We start from the raw sequence: 17,097 nt of genomic DNA, 5'->3' as shown, positions 1-17,097 counted from the left end.
AGGACAGTAGGACACGGAAGGGCGGGATGCCGGGCATCCCGCCCTTCCTTCTGCCCGGCGCCGGGTGCGTGACGGCGTCCGTGGCGGATCCGTTCGGGGACTTGCCGGGGCTCATGCGCGATTCCCGCTACCGCTGAGGTCCACGCCCCGGCGTGCCGCGGTCGTGGACCTCAGCGCCGGTAGTGGCGCGCCAGGCGCTCGAAGCCCTCGTCGATGCCTACGGTGGGCTCCCACTGGAGCACGGTACGGGTGCGCCGCTGGTCGAACCAGTGCGCCGTGGAGAGCTGCTCGGCGAGGAAGCGCGTCATGGGCGGCTCCTCGGTGCGTCCGAGGGCGAGCCACGCGCGCTCGATCGCAGCTCCGGCGCCGCGCGCGAGGGCGCCGGGGACCGACCACGACGGCGGTGCCACGCCGCCGGCCCGGCAGATCCCGGCGATCAGTTCGGCGATGGGACGGGGCTCGCCGTTGGTGACCACGAAGGCCTGGCCCTGCGCCGCGTCGATGCGCCGCAGGCACGCCGCGATCGCCGACGCGGCGTTGTCCACGTAGGTGGTGTCGATCAGCGCGACGCCGTCGTCGAGCAGCGGCAGGCGGCCGCGGCGGGCGCGGTCGATCACGCGCTCCACGAGCTGCGTGTCGCCCGGTCCCCAGACGATGTGCGGCCGTACGGCCGCGACCTGGAACGCCGGGGTGGAGCGCGCCAGGGCCAGCAGTTCCGCCGCGGCCTTCGAGCGCGCGTAGTCGCCACGTGCCCGGCCGGGATCGGCGGGGCCGGCAGCGGCGCCGACGAGCGAGGTCCCGGCGTGGGCCACCGAGGGGGAGGACACATGGACGACGTCGGTGGTCCCGGCGTCCCGCGCCGCGTCGAGGAGGAACCGCGTCCCTTCGATGTTGACGCGGTCGAAGTCGGCGGACGCACCGGTGAAGGACACCTTCGCCGCGAGATGGACGACGGCCGTGCATCCCCGGACAGCCGCCGTGACGGCGTCCCTGTCCTCGATCGACCCGAGGACGTCCTGCGCTCCCGCGACCCCGGAGGGCCGCCGCTGGAAGCACCGCACCTCGTGCCCCTCGCCGACGAGGTGCCGGGCGACCGCGCCGCCCAGCATTCCGCTGGCCCCGGTCACCAGGACGGTCACAGTGTTCCGGCCCGCCCGCCGGCCAGGAACCGGCCGCTCCAGGCGGCCACGCGGGCACGGTCGATCTTGGCGTTGTGCCGGATGTCCACGGGGAGGGCGGGCACGACGACGACGGCCGCGAGGTCCACCCCGCGCCGCGCCGCAGCGGCCCGGGCGGCGGCGGCGAGGTGAGCATCGGCGAGGTGCGGACGGCGGCGCGCGGTCCCGCCCTCGACGACGGCGACGACAGCCTGCGTACCCGAGGGCCCCACCCCCACGACGGCGGCGAGGCGGACGCCGTCGAGCGTCTCCAGGTCCTGCTCGAGGCCGACGGGCGTCACCACCCCTGCGGCGGAGACGAGAACGTGGCCCAGCCTGCCCTCGACCCACAGGCGTCCTTCGGCGTCGAAGTGCCCGACGTCGCCCGTGCGGTGCCAGGGACGCATGCGGGCGGCGTCCTGCTGGGTCTTCCAGAGGCGGAAGTAGCGGTCCTTGACGTGCGGGGCGTCGACGAGGATCTCGCCGGTAACGCCGTGGCCCGTCGTGGGCTCGCCGGTGGCCGCCCCGTCACCGTCCAGCGGTGCGACCGCAACGTGGGCACCCCGGACGGGGAGGCCCACGCAGACACCGTTCCCTGCACCGTCGAGGCCCGCGGCCGCCGCGGCGGCCGCAGCCCGGAGCCCGGAGAGGTCGATGTCGGCGACGAGGAGCGACTCCGTCATGCCGTAGGGCGTGTGGAGTGCAGCCGCGGGCACGAGATCCTGCACGGACTCGAGGAGCGGCAGGGGGATCGGGGCGCCGGCCGAGAGCAGGAGGGTGATCCGGCCGAGGGCGGTCCTCACCTCCGGGCCGAGGTCCCCGGAGGTCGCCAGCACGTTCCGCAGCGCCGCGGGCGAGGCGAACACGACCGTCGCGTCGATGGCGGCGGCGGCGTCCGCCAGCGCCCGCGCGGTCAGGGTCCGGGGAGCGGTCACGTCCATGTCCGGGGTCACCGACGTCGCCCCGAGCGCGGGTCCGAGCAGGGCGAAGGGCGCGAACCCCGCGACGAGCGCGGTGCCCGGCCCGAGTCCCAGGGTTCGCTGGACGGCGTCGCGCATCGCGGAGAGCTGCCGGTGGGTGTAGACCACGCCCTTGGCCGGGCCCGTGGAGCCGGAGGTGAAGAGGATGGCCGCGTCGGCATCGGCGGGCGGTTCCGGCGGTGCGGGCACGGGCCGGGCGGCGCGGAGGTCGCCCAGGGACGCCTCCACGCGCAGGGCCGTCCGCTTCGCGCGCGAGAGGGAGCCCGCGCTGATGCGGCGCCCGGGCCAGCCGAGGGCACGGGCCGCCAGCAGGGCCCGCTCGATACCGATCACGACGTCGGGGGCCGCGCCCCGCACGGCACGGCTGAGGCCACGGGTGCCGAGGCCGGCGTCCGCGACGACGATCACCGCGCCGATCCGCAGGCACGCGTAGATCAGCACGGTGAGGTCCACGCCGGGCGGCACGAGCAGGCTCACCCGGGTCCCGGTGCCGTACCCGAGCGCCGTCAGCCCGGCCGCGACGGCGGCGACGTCGTCGTCGAGCTCGCGCCAGGTCAGCGTGCGCGGCGGACCCGCGGGCGTCATCTCGGCGACGGCCGTCGAGGGCCCCTCCGGGCCGGACGCCAGGTCACCGATCCTCCGGCCCAGCGGTACGTAGTCGCCCGGGTCGAGGGGCGGCGCGGTGCCGGCGGGCGGCGCGGCTGCGCCGATGCCGCGCTCCGCGAGCCAGTCCATGGCGGTCGCGGCGGTGTCGGCGTCCTCCTGCACGAGGTGGCTCGCCCGCTCGAAGCGGTGGATGTCCGCGTGCGGGAGGCGTCCGGCGAGGTCCTCGAGGTAGGTGTCCGAGAAGACGGGGTCGTGAGGCCCCCACATCATCAGCACCGGCACCTCCAGGCTGCGGATGCCCTCCGCCGTCTCCGTCAGTGCAGCGTAGCTCGGGTGCGACGGCGCGGCGGGGATGTCCGAGACGAAGTGCGCGATGCCCTGGCGGTCCGCGGCGGAGCGGTAGGGATCGCGGAAGGCACGGCGCACGGCCGGGTCCAGGGCCGGCCGCGCGAGCGCGAGCGTGACGTCGAGGAAGGCACTGGTGGTGCGGGTGCCGAGTCCGTGGACGCCGGGGGCCAGCGCGAGGCGGAGCGGGGCGGGGATGCGGCGGTCGGGGTCCTGGTGGATCGCCGTGTTGGTCAGGACGACGCCGGCGAGGTCCTCGCGGTTGCGGTGCGCGTAGCCGAGACTGACGACGCCTCCCCAGTCGTGGCCCACTGTCACCACGGGACCGGAGATCCCCACGGCGGCGACGAAGTCCTCGAGGTCGGTGATGCGGTGGGCGAGGCGGCGGAAGACCCCGGTCCTGGCGGAGTAGCCCATGTCGAGCTGGTCCACGGCGATCACGCGCCAGCCGGCGGCGGACCCCGCCGCGAGGAAGCTCCGCCACAGGTAGGACCAGGTGGGGTTGCCGTGGACGCACAGGAGCGTGCCCTTCACGGAGCCGTCCCCGAGGTCCGGCCCGTTGTCGAGGTAGTGCCAGCGATGACTGGTCTCGGGGGCGTCCGCCCCGCTGGTCGAGGGCACGTCGATGAACGCCGACCACGAGGGATCGACGCCGGGGAGTGCTACCACGCAATCTCCATCATCGAGGTGTTCAGGCCCGAGCCCACGCCGAGGCACAGCACGCGGTCTCCCGGGGACAGGGACTGCGACTCCTGGGCGAGCGTCATGGGCAACGACGCCGGCCCCACGTTGCCCCAGTGCGGGAAGGTGATCGGCACGCGCTCCCGCTCGAGGTCCACGGCCTTGATGATGGCGTTCGTGTACGAGTTGGACACCTGGTGCGTGACGTAGCGGTCCATGGCGTCCCACGACCAGCCGTCGGCCTGCGCCTCGTGCCACGCGGTGACCACGAGCTCCAGGCCGCCGTCGAGCAGGCCCTTGGTGTCGGTGTACATGCCGTCGATCCCGCCGACGCACAGTTCGTGGTGCTGGGTCCCGGCGCGGGACACGCCGCCGAGGATGCGGTGCGAGCCCGGGTGGAGATCGGCGCGCCCGAGGACCGCGGCGGCCGCGCCGGAGCCGAGGGTCAGCGTCGCGAATTCGGCGAGGAAGTCCGCGCGCGTCGAGTCCTCGCGGTTCAGGCGGCGGAAGGTGGCCTCCTGCGTCCGCTGTGCGTCCTCGCCGGCCACGATCAGGGCGTACTTGATCTGCCCGGAGTCGATCATGTTCGCCGCGAGGGTCATGCCGTTGACGAAGCCGAGGCACGCATTCGCGAGGTCGAAGTTCATGGCGGAGGAGGGCAGGCCCAGGGTGTGGTGGATCTTCACGGCCACCGACGGTTCCAGGTTGCGGCGCGTCACCGAGGTGTTGATGAGCAGCCCCACGTCACCCGGCTCGATGCCGGCCTCGGCCATGGCCTTCGCGCCGGCCTCGATGGCGGCGTCGTCGAAGTCGGACCCGGGGGACCACCAGCGCCGCTCGGTGACGCCGGCAACGCGTTCGAGGAGTCGCTTGGAGAGGCGGAGCCTCTTCAGGCTGGGGGCGAGCCGTTCGTCGAACTCTGCGGAACTGACGACGACCGGCGCCTCCACACTCGTGACGGCGAGCAAAGCCGTGTTGTCATGTCGAAACGTCGCGTTACCGGTCAAATTTCCTGCCTCGTCAATGTGTCAGCGCCGGTGCGTGGCCGCAAGGTACCCACGGATGGATCGGCCTGGACGCTTCTGAATTCTGCTGAAACTTTTGCAAGCCTACTTCGTAGTAAGACGGCGGGTCACTTCGAAATTCCCCGGCGCCTGCAGCCTTGCCCGCCCGGTGCCCCGCCCGGTACTGGGGCCGGCACCGCCCCGGTCCCCGGACCGGTAGCCGATTCCGTCGGTGCGTTCCAGTAGATTGGGGAGGTCCCACATCACCTGGAGATCCGAACACCGTGCATCTGAAGAGTCTAACCGTGCGAGGGTTCAAGTCTTTCGCCTCGGCGACCACCTTCGACTTCGAGCCCGGCGTCACAGCCGTCGTCGGACCCAACGGCTCCGGCAAGTCCAACGTGGTGGACGCCCTGGCCTGGGTGATGGGCGAGCAGGGCGCCAAGACGCTGCGCGGCGGCAAGATGGAGGACGTCATCTTCGCCGGCACCTCGGGCCGTGCCCCTCTGGGCCGGGCCCAGGTGTCCCTGACCATCGACAACGCCGACGGCGCGCTCCCGATCGAATACACCGAGGTCACCATCTCCCGCACGCTCTTCCGGGCCGGCGGCTCGGAGTACGCGATCAACGGCAGGAACTGCAGGCTCCTGGACATCCAGGAACTGCTCTCCGACTCCGGGCTGGGACGCGAGATGCATGTGATCGTCGGGCAGGGGCAGCTCGACAAGGTGCTGCACGCCACACCCGAGGAACGGCGCGGCTTCATCGAGGAGGCCGCCGGGATCCTCAAGCACCGGCGCCGGCGCGAGAAGACCGTCCGGAAACTCGACGCCATGCAGGCCAACCTCGCACGCCTGTCCGACCTCACCGCCGAGCTGCGCCGCCAGCTCACGCCCCTCGGCAAGCAGGCCGAGGTGGCCCGCCGTGCCCAGCAGGTGCAGTCCACCGTCCGCGACACGCGGTCCCGCCTGCTCGCCGATGAGCTGGTCACCCTGCGCACAGGGTTCGAGCGCGACGTCGCGGCGGAGGCCGCCCTCCAGGCCCGCCGCGACGAGGTCGGGACGGCGCTCGCCGCCGCGCAGGCCCGTCAGACGGACCTCGAGCAGGCGGCCGCGGTGTCCGTCCCGGCGCTGAACCGCGCCCGCGAGTCCTGGTACGCGCTGTCCAGCGTGCGCGAGAAGCTCGCAGCCCTCGCCGCCCGCGCCGAGGACCGAGGACACCTCCTCGGACAGGGCGGCCCCGAACCCGACAGCGGCCGCGACCCCGATCATCTGGACCGGCAGGCAGCGCGCGTGCGCGCCGAGGTCACCGGACTGCGGGAGGAGGTCGCCTCGCTCGGTCGGGCCCTCGAGGCGAGCCTGGCGGCTCGCCGTGCCGCCGAGGAGGCGTCGGCGGCGGAGGACGCCCGCCTCGCACGCCTCCTCAGGGCCGCCGCGGACCGGCGCGAGGGGGACGCCCGCCTCGCGGGGACGGTGGGGGCGGCCCGGTCGCGTGTCGAGTCCGCCGTCGCCGAACTGGGCAGGCTCCGCGCGTCCGTCACCGCGGCGGAGGAACGCCGCCGTATCGCCGAGCGCGACTTCGCGGCGCTCGAGGGCCGGGTCGCCGGGGACGAGGAGGGGGAGGAAGGGCTCGACGCCGAGCACGAGGAAGCCTCCGCCGTCCTGGCGGCCGTCGCCGAGGAACGCGCCGTGCTCGCGGAGGAGGAGCGTGCGGCCGAACGCGCACGCGGCGCGCTCGCCGCCCGGCTCGAGGCGCAGCGTGAGGGCCTGCAGCACCGCGACGGCTCGGGCGCCCTGCTGGCGGCAGGACTGGGCGGCGTGTCCTCGCCGCTCGCGCAGCTCCTCCGGGTGACGCCCGGCTTCGAGAAGGCCGTCTCCGCCGCGCTCGCGCAGTGCGCCGACGCCGTGACCGTCGACAGTGTCACCGCCGCCGTGCAGGCGCTGGAGCTGCTGAAGCACGACGACGCCGGGCAGGTGTCCCTCGTCGTCGCGCCCGGCGGGCAGGGGGACGAGCATCCCGCGCGACCCGACGCCCCGCCACAGGTGCCCCTCGAGGGAGGGGTGGTCCCCGCGCTCGCCGTGGTGAGCGTGCCGATCGCGCTCCGGCCCGCCCTGGACCACCTCCTGGACGGCGTCGTCGTGGCAGCCGATCTCGCACAGGCCGCGGGCCTCCTTCGAAACGGCACGGCCGAGGTCGTCGTCACGCGCGAGGGCGACGTCCTGTCACGGCACACGGCGCGCGGCGGGACCCCGGGGGCCGCGGGCTCCCTCGAGCTGCGCGCCGCCGTCGAGGAGACCGAGGGGAAGCTCGCCGCGGCCGTCGCCGCGACCGAACGCGTGCGCTTCCGCCTGTCCGCGACGGCGGCGCGCCGGCAGGAGGCCCAGCAGCGCGTGGACGCGGCGCTGGAGCGCCTCCACGAGTCCGATGCGCGCATGGCCGCCGTCGCCGAGAAGCTGGGCCAGCTGAACGCCGGCCTCCGCTCGGCGTCCGGCGAGGCCGAGCGCCTGGCCGCCCTGGTGCGGGCCGCCGAGGCGAACCTCGCCCGGGAGGAGTCCAGGCTGCAGGAGGCGGCCCTGCGCCTGAAGGACCTGCAGGACCAGCCCGTCGAGCCCGAGCCGTCCGCCGAGCAGCGCGACGCCCTGCAGCGCGCCGCCGCCGGCGCGCGGCAGGTCGAACTCGAGGCGCGGCTGGCGCTGCGCAGCCGGGAGGAGCAGCTCGCGGCGCTGGAGAACCGGGCTGCGTCGCTCGAGCGGGCGGCCCGGTCCGAGCGCGTGGCCCGCGAGCAGGCGGCCGAGAAGGCGCGGGTCCGCGCGCTGCAGGCACGGAAGGCCACCGCCGTCGCCCGAGCGGCGCGTACCGCGGAGCGCCTGGCAGCGCAGTCGGTGGCCGCCGCCGCGGACCACCGTGACGCCGCCGAACGACGGCGCGAGCAGCAGGAGGGGGAACTGCAGGAGGTGCGGAGGGCTACCGCCGACCTCGCTGCGGACCTCGCGCGGCTGACCGACTCGGTGCACCGCGACGAGCTCGCCCGCGCGCAGCAGGCGCTCAGGATCGAGGCGCTGGAGAACCGGGCCATCGAGGAGCTCGGCCTGACCCCCGACCACCTCGTCGACGAGTTCGGCCCCCACCTCCCCGTGCCCGAGGAGTCGGCGTCGGAGGACAAGTGGGCCGCACTGCGTGCGCCCGTCGACGAGGACGGCACCCCGGTGCCTCAGGGCGTCCCGTTCGTGCGCGCGCAGCAGGAGAAGCGGCTGAGGCGCGCCGAGCGTGACCTCGCGGCGCTCGGCAAGGTGAACCCGCTCGCGCTCGAGGAGTTCGCCGCCCTGGAGGAACGGCACCAGTTCCTCAGCACGCAGCTGGCCGACCTCAAGGCCACGCGGAAGGATCTCCTGGACATCATTCGGGAGGTCGACGAGCGCGTGGAGCAGGTGTTCACGGCCGCCTACCGCGACACCGCCGAGCAGTTCGAGCGGGTCTTCGCCACGCTGTTCCCCGGCGGCGAGGGCCGGCTCGTTCTCACCGACCCGTCGGACATGCTGGGCACCGGGATCGAGGTGGAGGCACGTCCCGCGGGCAAGAAGATCAAGCGCCTGTCACTGCTCTCCGGCGGCGAGCGCTCGCTGACGGCCGTGGCGCTGCTGGTCGCGATCTTCAAGGCCCGGCCCTCGCCGTTCTATGTCATGGACGAGGTGGAGGCCGCCCTGGACGACACGAACCTGGGCCGGCTCATCACGATCTTCCAGGAGCTCCGGGCATCGAGCCAACTGATCATCATCACGCACCAGAAGCGCACGATGGAGGTCGCCGACGCCCTGTACGGCGTGACCATGCAGGGCGACGGTGTGTCCACCGTGATCAGCCAGCGCCTCGCACCGGAGGCGGAGCCGGTCCTCGGCTAGGCGGGCGGAGCCGCCGGCGCCTGCCGGGGCAGGGTCTCCCGCGAGCCGATCCAGACCGCCGCGGAGATGACCGCGAGGGCTCCCGTGACCACGAAGGCGAGGTCGTAGGAACCGACGAAAAGCCGGTCGATGATGACCCCGGCCACGATCGGACCGAAGATCGCCCCGAGGTCGGAGCTCATCTGGAAGGCCGCCAGCACCTTGCCGCCACTGCGGCCGTTGCCGATGACGTCCGCGACAGCGGCCTGCTGCGCCGGATTGAGCAGACCCGTGCCGATGCCTCCGACGACGCAGATCGCGAGGAACACGGAGACGTCGCCCGAGAACCCGAGCGCGGCCATGGCGGCGCCGTTGACCAGCAGCCCGGTGATCACCAGCGGCTTCCTGCCGACGGTATCGGCCAGCCGGCCGGAGACCATGAGGGCGAGGGCCGTGCCCGCCGCGAAGAACGCGAGCGAGATGCCCGCGATCTGCGGTCCGGCGCTCAGCACCGCGGTGGCGAACAGGGGGACAAGGGCCATGCGGATGCCGAAGGAGGACCAGCCGTTGGCGAAGCTGGACACGAGCGCCGCCCGGTAGGCGGAGTCCCGCACCGCCTGGCCGACCGTCAGGGGAGCGGCGCCCAGCCCCGCCTGCCGGTCGGCGAGGGAGGTCCCCTTGAGCTGGAAGAAGACCACCGCGGAGGCCACGAGGAGCGCGGCCGCGTAGACGAGGAACGGTATGCGCAGCCCGAGCCCGGCGAGCAGCCCGCCGATGATGGGGCCGCCGATGCTGCCGAGCAGGAAGGCCGTGGCGTAGGCGCCGGACACACGACCGCGGATCGACGGCGGCGCGAGGCGGACGATCAGACCCATGGCCGAGACGGTGAACATCGTGGACCCGATGCCGCCGAGGCCGCGGAACACCAGCAGCTGCCAGTAGTCCCCGGCGAACGCGCAGGCGGCGGTGGACAGCGCGACGATGAGCAGGCCGACGATGTAGACGGGACGCTCGCCGAGCTTCTCCACGAGCCACCCCCCGGCCGGGGCGAACAGCAGCCGCGTGAGCGCGAACGCGCTGACGATCACCGAGGCCGCCGTCACCCCCACGTCGAAGCTCTGCGCGAACTGCGGGAGGATCGGGGCCACGAGCCCGAACCCGATCGCGATGACGAACGCAGCGGCGATGAGCACCCTGATCTCGCGGGGGATGCGCTCACGCTCCGATGCCGGGCTCCTTCCCGCGTGCTTCCGCCGGAAGAGGCTTCGGGGTGGGGTGGAGCGCACGCGAGGAAGTCCGGCCATTCCCCGCATTCTGTCACCCGGCCGACCGGATGCTCAATCGGCCCGTATGAGAAGGTGGATCAGTGAACGAACTCCTGCTGCCCGTCATCTTCGTCATCCTCGCGATCGCCGTGATCGGCTCGGTCGCCATGCTCCTCGTGCGCGGCAGGCGCACACCCCCGGGGCTCTACACCTCGCCCCGCGATGCCGACGACCAGGTGGTCGATGCCGCCCACGGGGCCACCTCGACGGACGTCCTCGAACGCCCGGACGGGGTTCCCACCGCCGAGCTCATCCCGGACGACCTCAGCGGACTCGACGAGGCCCCCACGGTCCCCGGGCTGGACACCGTCGACGCGGTGCAGGGCAGGCTCGCCCGGCTGCGCGCCCGCCTGGTCCGCTCGAACAACGCCCTCGGCAAGGGGCTCCTGGCCCTGCTGTCCCGCGACAGGATCGACGAGGACGTCTGGGACGAGGTGGAGGAGACCCTCCTTCTGGCCGACCTCGGAACCGAACCCACGATGGAACTCGTCGACGCGCTCCGCGAACGCGTCAAGGTGGCCGGCAGCCGCAACCCCGCCGAGGTCAAGGACATGCTCCGGGAGGAGCTGGTCAGGCTCGTGGATCCCTCGATGGACCGCTCGCTCGCCACGCAGCGCCACGCCGACAGGCCGGCCATCGTCATGGTGGTCGGCGTGAACGGGGTCGGCAAGACCACCACCGTGGGCAAGCTGGCCCGCGTGCTGGTCGCCGACGACAAGGACGTCATCCTCGGAGCGGCGGACACCTTCCGTGCGGCCGCCGCCGAGCAGCTGGCCACCTGGGGGGCGCGCGTCGGCGTCCCCACCGTGAAATCCGACGTCGACGGCGCGGACCCCGCGTCGGTCGCCTTCGAGGCCGTCAAGGCAGGCATCGAGCAGGAGGTCGACGTCGTCCTGATCGACACCGCGGGCCGCCTGCAGAACAAGGTGGGCCTCATGGACGAACTCGGCAAGGTCAAGCGCGTCGTCGAGAAGCAGGGCACGGTGGACGAGGTCCTCCTGGTCCTGGATGCCACCACCGGCCAGAACGGCCTGACGCAGGCCCGTGTGTTCGCCGAGGTCGTGAACATCAGCGGCATCGTGCTGACCAAGCTGGACGGCACCGCCAAGGGTGGCATCGTCGTGGCCATCCAGCGAAGCCTCGGCGTCCCCGTGAAGCTGATCGGGCTGGGGGAGGGCCCGGACGACCTCGCCCCGTTCGACGCCGAGGGCTTCGTCGACGCCCTGCTCGACTAGGGCCGGTCCCCTTACTCCCGCTCGCCCCGTCAGGCAAGGGACAGGCCGCGGGGAAACCTCCCGGAAACACGGGTGTCACGCGTCTTTTACCGCAGTCCGATCGATGTAACCTGCGCGCAACGTCCCACCCAGAAACCGGAAACACAGGCGTCCCATTCTGGAGGGGCGGGATTTCCCCGCCCCTTTGGAAGGACTGTGTGTGATGGACCTGACAGCCGGCCACGTCTGGGTGATGATCTCAGCGGCCCTCGTACTTCTCATGACCCCCGGCCTCGCCTTCTTCTACGGCGGCATGACCCGCGCCAAGGCCGCCCTGAACATGATGATGATGAGCTTCGTCGCCGTCGGACTCGTGGGCATCGTCTGGGTCCTCTGGGGCTACTCGATGACCAGCGGCGACGGCGTCGCGCAGCTCTTCGGGAACCCGTTCGCCTCCTCCGGCCTCCAGAGCCTGATCGGCACCGAGGACCTCATCTCGGCCGGCTACGGCGCCACCTTCGCCATCATCACCGTGGCCCTCATCAGCGGGGCGATCGCCGACCGCGCCAAGTTCGGCGCCTGGACGCTCTTCGTCCCCATCTGGGTGACCGCCGTGTACTGCCCGCTGGCCTTCATGGTGTGGGGCGGCGGCCTCCTGAGCGCTGACGGTGCTGTCGGTGCCGCGGTCGGCGAGGCCGTCGACTTCGCCGGCGGCACCGTGGTGCACATCAGCGCCGGCGTCGCCGCGCTCGTCCTCGCCCTGATCCTCGGCAAGCGCCAGGGCTTCGGCAAGGACCCCGCGCAGCGTCCCCACAACATCCCGTTCGTGATGCTCGGCGCCGCACTCCTGTGGTTCGGCTGGTTCGGTTTCAACGGCGGTGCTGCGGGCTCGGCCGAGGAGGCCGGCCTCATCTGGGTCAACACCATGGCCGCCCCTGCGGCCGCGATGGTCGGCTGGCTCGTCACCGAACGCATCCGCGACGGCCGGCCCACGTCCCTCGGAGCCGCTTCGGGCATCGTGGCGGGCCTCGTGGCCATCACCCCGGCCTGCGCCAACGTCAGCCCCGTGGGCGCCGTCGGACTCGGCCTCGTCTCCGGAGCGCTCTGCGCGCTCGCCGTCGGCATTAAGTACCGCCTGGGCTTCGACGACTCGCTCGACGTCGTCGCCGTGCACCTGGTCGCCGGCATCATCGGCACGCTGTCCATCGGTTTCATCATGATGCCCGTCGAGGGTGAGGGCGGCGGACTGTTCTACGGCGCCGGCCCGGGCCAGCTCGTCGCCCAGATCGTGGCGGCAGCCATCGCCATCGCCCTGTCGGCGGTCATGACCGCCATCATCGGCCTGGCCATCCACAAGACCGTCGGCTTCCGCATCAGCCCGGACAACGAGGTGTCCGGCGTCGACCTGTCGGAGCACGCCGAGACCGCGTACGAATTCGGCGGACTGGGTGTGGGCGGATCCTTCCACCCCTTTGCCGAGCAGATGTTCGGGCAGCAGAAGTCAGCCAAGCCACAGACCACCCAGCAGAACGTCACGGAGGGCGTCCATTCATGAAACTCGTCACAGCCATCGTCCGTCCCGACAAGCTCGACGGCGTCCGGGGGGCCCTCGAGAATTACGGCGTCCAGGGGCTCACCGTCAGCCAGGCCAGCGGCTACGGGCGCCAGCGCGGCCACACCGAGGTCTACCGGGGCGCGGAGTACACCGTGGACCTGCTGCAGAAGGCCCGCGTCGAGGTGCTCGTCGCGGACGCATGGGTCACGGACATCGTCGACGTCCTGGTCTCCACCGCGAACACCGGCCGTGCCGGTGACGGCAAGGTATGGGTCATCCCCGTCGAGGAGGCCGTCCGCGTCCGCACGGGCGAGCGGGGCGAAGCCGCCCTGTAGCGGCCCGTACTGCTCCGCACACGCCCGGCCGGGTCCTCCCGGCCGGGCGTGTGCGCTGTCAGGCCTTCCTGCCGTGCGACGACGGCCAGGACTCCGGACCGTCCGATCCCGCCCGGTACTCCTCGAGGGGGACGCGGTCCTGCGACCATGCCGCCAGGACCGGCTCCACGATGCGCCAGCAGTCCTCTGCCGTGTCGCCACGGACGGAGAGCGTCGGATCACCCGCGAGGACGCCGTCGAGCACCTCGCCGTAGGGGAGCAGGTCCGTCTCGTTGAGATCGGCGCTGAGCGTGGCACGGTCCAGCGAGAAGATGTCGCCGGGCCCGTTGACGTCGAGTTCGAGCTGCAGGGTGTCGGGCCCGAACCCGATGCGCAGCTTCGTCGGCGCGTCCTGGCCCGTGAAGCCGACGGGCAGGTGGCTGACGGGGCGGAACGTGATGACCGCCTCCTTGCGCTTGGCGCCGAGCGCCTTGCCCGAGCGGAGGACGAACGGGACGCCGGACCAGCGCTCGTTGTTGATGGACACGGTGACCTCGGCGAGGGTCTCGGTACCCCTCGTGGCGTCGACGCCGGGTTCCGCGGTGTAGTCGGGGATCTCCCGGTCGCCGATCGCGCCCGCGGTGTAGCGGGCTCGGCGGCTGCTGCCCGAACTGTCGAGATCCACCGAGCTGGCTCTCAGGATGGAGCCGATGTGGTCGCGCAGGTCCCGCTCGTGGAGGGTCGACGGCGCGTTCAGCGCCAGGAGCGCCATCACGTGGAGCAGGTGGCTCTGGATCATGTCACGCAGGGCGCCGGCGCCGTCGTAGTAGCGCGCGCGGTTCTCGAGCGCGAGGTCCTCGTCGAAGATCACCTCCACCTTCTCGATGTGGAGGTTGTTCCATACCGGCTCGAGGATGCGGTTCGCGAAGCGCAGGCCGAGGATGTTGAACACCGTCGCCTTGCCGAGGAAGTGGTCCACCCGGTGGATGTTCTGCTCGGGGACGAGGCCGGAGAGCTTCTCGTTGAGGGTGTGCGCACTGGCCTGGTCCGTCCCGAAGGGCTTCTCCATGACGAGGCGGGTGCTCTTGGGCAGGGAATCCGGGCCCAGGGCGCTGCAGGCCATCTGGCTGATGGCCGGCGGCAGCGCGAAGTAGATGGCCACCGGACCCTCGAGCGTCGCCACCAGGTCGCCGAGGCCGTCCTGCGTGACGTCGATGAAGCGGTAGGAACCGGCATTGCGTACCTGCTGCAGCGCGGCGCGCCCGCGGTCGTCTGCCTTGTCCAGCGCGTCGGCGAACGCGCCGTCCAGGCGTTCGCGCCACTGCTCGTCGGTCCAGTGATCGGACCCCGCGCCCACGAGGTGGAGTCCGTCGGCGCGGCCGAGGCGGATCAGCCGGGCGAGTCCGGGGAGCAGCAGGCGGCCCGTGAGGTCGCCGGAGGCCCCCAGGATCAGCAGCGTCTTCACGCGCGTCTCGGCGTCGGCGGGAATCATGTCGTGTTCTGCGAGCGAGGAAGTATCCACGTGTTCACCTTGCCACTTATCCCCGCGGGTGTCCCGCTCCGCGGTGATGCGCCGACGGTCGCGCCGCCCGGCCGCCGGAGCACCGTGCGGGGCCACCGGGGGTCGACCTCCGGGTACCCCCAGTTGGTACCCTAGGGAGTTGAGTCTCCATACTTCCCATCGAAAGTAGTGCACAGCACGTGTTCAATTCACTCTCCGACCGGCTGACTGCAACCTTCAAGAACCTCCGCGGCAAGGGCCGCCTCACCGAGGCGGACATCGACGCGACGGTCCGCGAGATCCGGCGCGCCCTGCTCGACGCCGACGTCGCCGTGCCCGTGGTGCGCGCCTTCACGGCCGCCGTCAAGGAACGCGCCCTCGGCCTCGAGGTCTCCCAGGCGCTGAACCCCGGCCAGCAGGTCGTCAAGATCGTCAACGAGGAACTCGTGGGCATCCTCGGCGGGGAGACCCGCCGTATCCGGCTCGCGAAGACCCCGCCGACCGTCATCATGCTCGCCGGCCTGCAGGGCGCCGGCAAGACCACCCTCGCGGGCAAGCTGTCGAAGTGGCTCAAGGGACAGGGCCACAGCCCCCTGCTCGTCGCCTGCGACCTCCAGCGCCCGAACGCCGTGCGGCAGCTCCAGGTCAACGGCGAACGCGCCGGTGTCCCGGTCTACGCGCCGCACCCCGGCGTCAGCTCCGAGTTCGAGGCCGCCACCGGCGACCCGGTGGCCGTCGCCCGCCAGGGCGTCGCCGAGGCGCGGGCGCGCCTGCACGACGTCGTGATCGTCGACACCGCCGGCCGCCTCGGCGTGGACGCCGAGCTGATGCAGCAGGCCGCGGACATCCGCGCCGCGATCAGCCCCGACGAGGTCCTGTTCGTCATCGACGCGATGATCGGCCAGGACGCCGTCAACACCGCACTCGCCTTCAACGAGGGCGTCGACTTCACGGGCGTGGTCCTGACCAAGCTCGACGGCGACGCCCGCGGCGGTGCGGCCCTCTCGGTCGCCTCGGTCACCGGCAAGCCGGTCATGTTCGCCTCCACGGGCGAGGGGCTCGGCGACTTCGAGCTGTTCCACCCGGACCGGATGGCCTCCCGCATCCTCGACATGGGCGACATCCTGACCCTGATCGAGCAGGCGGAGCAGTCCTGGGACAAGGACGAGGCCGCCCGGATGGCGAAGAAGTTCGCCGACCAGGAGGACTTCACACTCGACGACTTCCTCGCGCAGATGCAGCAGATCCGCAACATGGGCTCCATGAAGAAGATGCTCATGATGATGCCCGGCGCGGCGAACATGCGGGAGCAGCTGGAGAACTTCGACGAGCGGGAGATCGACCGGGTCGAGGCGATCGTCCGCTCGATGACCCCGCACGAGCGGCTCGCGCCGAAGATCATCAACGGATCACGCCGCGCGAGGATCGCCCGCGGTTCGGGCGTGCACGTGTCCGAGGTGAACGGTCTGCTGGAACGCTTCGGCCAGGCCCAGAAGATGATGCGGAAGATGGCCTCGGGCGGCGGCATCCCGGGCATGCCCGGGATGGCCGGACCCGGCGGGTTCGGTGGTCCGCGCAAGAAGGCGGCCGCGGCGAAGGGCAAGAAGAAGCCCCGCTCGGGCAACCCGGCGAAGGCCGCGCAGGAGCTGCAGGAGGCGGAGGCCCGGCGGGCCGCTGCCCGCACCGCCGCACCCACCGGAGCGGCCTTCGGCGGTCAGCAGGACTTCGACCCGTCGGCGATGAACCTTCCCAAGGGCTTCGAGAAGTTCCTCGGGAAGTAGCGCGGGCGGTGGCCGACCCCCGTCCGGCGCCGAGGCCGTGCTGACCCTCGAGCGTGTCGTCTTCGTGCACGGCAGCGGTTCCTTCGGTGCCGCCGCCTGGCCGAGGCAGCACGGGCTGTCGCTCGACTTCGACTGCCTCTACGTACGGCGGCACGGCTTCGCCACCGATGCCGATCCGCTGCCCACCGACCATGTGCGCGACCAGGAAATCATCGCCGGCGCCCTGGCGGGCGGCGGGCACGTCGTCGCGCACTCGCAGGGCGCGGTGTCCGCGATGATGCTCGCCGTCGAACGGCCGGACCTCGTCCGCTCGCTCACCCTCGTCGAGCCCGCGTGCCTGTCCCTCACCGCGGACCTGCCCGCCACGAGGGCGCACATCGCGCTTATGGCACCGCTGTTCGCGGAGCGCTCCACGATGGCGGACGAGGAGTTCCTGCGGCTGTTCGTCCGACGGGCCTTCGCCGCCGACGCCCCCGCTCCGGCCACGGAGGACGAACGGCGCGCCGCCACCCGCCTCCGGCTGCAGAGTCCTCCCTGGGAGGCGCCGCTGTCGATCGTGCCCGGCGTGCCGACCCTCGTCCTCACGGGAGGGTGGGAGCCGCTGTACGAGGAGGTGGCCGACTACCTGGCGGCCACCGGAGCCGTGCACCGCGTGGCCCCGGGCGGGCACCGGCCGCACGACAGCCCGGACGGTGCCGCGCTGATCCGCGCGTTCCTGGGCGACACCCGGTTCGGCGCCCGGATCTGACCGCGAGG

The 17,097-nt window shown here is 72.3% G+C and carries 11 protein-coding genes; 6 read left to right on the top strand and 5 right to left on the bottom strand.

Translation table 11 applies throughout. The features are described from left to right. Positions 1 to 170: 170 nt before the first annotated feature. The 3 genes from ACX80N_RS06380 to ACX80N_RS06370 are packed head-to-tail and all read right to left on the bottom strand — an operon-like array spanning position 171 to position 4,776. Positions 171 to 1,139 (bottom strand): NAD-dependent epimerase/dehydratase family protein, encoded by a 969-nt coding sequence (locus ACX80N_RS06380; RefSeq protein WP_459338714.1) that lies wholly within the window; start codon positions 1,137 to 1,139, stop codon positions 171 to 173. Beyond that, positions 1,136 to 3,757, bottom strand: coding sequence for an alpha/beta fold hydrolase (locus ACX80N_RS06375; protein WP_459338713.1), 2,622 nt, complete (start codon positions 3,755 to 3,757; stop codon positions 1,136 to 1,138). The genes ACX80N_RS06380 and ACX80N_RS06375 overlap by 4 nt, the downstream gene beginning before the upstream one ends. After that, the gene (locus ACX80N_RS06370) at positions 3,751 to 4,776 is read right to left on the bottom strand and encodes a 3-oxoacyl-ACP synthase III (protein WP_105030856.1); all 1,026 of its coding nucleotides are present in this window, start codon (positions 4,774 to 4,776) and stop codon (positions 3,751 to 3,753) included. The genes ACX80N_RS06375 and ACX80N_RS06370 overlap by 7 nt, the downstream gene beginning before the upstream one ends. A 281-nt stretch (positions 4,777 to 5,057) precedes the next feature. Here ACX80N_RS06370 and smc point away from each other — a divergent pair, with 281 nt between their 5' ends. Then, positions 5,058 to 8,672: a chromosome segregation protein SMC gene (gene smc / locus ACX80N_RS06365; RefSeq protein ID WP_459338712.1), complete on the top strand. Its 3,615-nt coding sequence runs from the start codon at positions 5,058 to 5,060 to the stop codon at positions 8,670 to 8,672. On the opposite strand, the gene ACX80N_RS06360 is transcribed toward smc, so the two are convergent. Further along, positions 8,669 to 9,955, bottom strand: coding sequence for an MFS transporter (locus tag ACX80N_RS06360; RefSeq protein ID WP_459338711.1), 1,287 nt, complete (start codon positions 9,953 to 9,955; stop codon positions 8,669 to 8,671). The genes smc and ACX80N_RS06360 overlap by 4 nt on opposite strands. Positions 9,956 to 10,017: 62 nt before the next feature. On the opposite strand from ACX80N_RS06360, the gene ftsY reads away from it, so the two are divergent. The 3 genes from ftsY (at position 10,018) to ACX80N_RS06345 (ending at position 13,080) form a co-directional block, all read left to right on the top strand. After that, entirely contained in the window at positions 10,018 to 11,211 is a 1,194-nt protein-coding gene (gene ftsY, locus ACX80N_RS06355; RefSeq protein WP_105030853.1) for a signal recognition particle-docking protein FtsY, read from the top strand. 202 nt (positions 11,212 to 11,413) lie between these two features. Beyond that, positions 11,414 to 12,745 (top strand): ammonium transporter, encoded by a 1,332-nt coding sequence (locus ACX80N_RS06350; protein ID WP_459338710.1) that lies wholly within the window; start codon positions 11,414 to 11,416, stop codon positions 12,743 to 12,745. Further along, positions 12,742 to 13,080: a P-II family nitrogen regulator gene (locus ACX80N_RS06345; RefSeq protein ID WP_043445797.1), complete on the top strand. Its 339-nt coding sequence runs from the start codon at positions 12,742 to 12,744 to the stop codon at positions 13,078 to 13,080. Before ACX80N_RS06350 ends, ACX80N_RS06345 begins: the two co-directional genes overlap by 4 nt. 58 nt (positions 13,081 to 13,138) lie before the next feature. Here ACX80N_RS06345 and ACX80N_RS06340 read toward each other — a convergent pair whose 3' ends face one another. Beyond that, positions 13,139 to 14,551 carry a glucose-6-phosphate dehydrogenase gene (locus ACX80N_RS06340; RefSeq protein WP_459338762.1) on the bottom strand — a complete coding sequence of 471 codons (1,413 nt, stop codon included), beginning with the start codon at positions 14,549 to 14,551 and terminating at the stop codon, positions 13,139 to 13,141. 209 nt (positions 14,552 to 14,760) lie between these two features. Between ACX80N_RS06340 and ffh the strand changes: the two genes are divergently transcribed. Both ffh and ACX80N_RS06330 read left to right on the top strand, forming a co-directional pair. Beyond that, positions 14,761 to 16,341 carry a signal recognition particle protein gene (ffh, locus tag ACX80N_RS06335; RefSeq protein ID WP_105030850.1) on the top strand — a complete coding sequence of 527 codons (1,581 nt, stop codon included), beginning with the start codon at positions 14,761 to 14,763 and terminating at the stop codon, positions 16,339 to 16,341. Positions 16,342 to 16,381: 40 nt separating this feature from the next. Beyond that, positions 16,382 to 17,089: an alpha/beta fold hydrolase gene (locus ACX80N_RS06330; RefSeq protein ID WP_105031010.1), complete on the top strand. Its 708-nt coding sequence runs from the start codon at positions 16,382 to 16,384 to the stop codon at positions 17,087 to 17,089. Positions 17,090 to 17,097: the final 8 nt, after the last annotated feature.

The organism is Arthrobacter sp. MDT2-16 (genome assembly GCF_054510925.1).
This window is presented reverse-complemented; position numbering and strand designations above follow the sequence as displayed.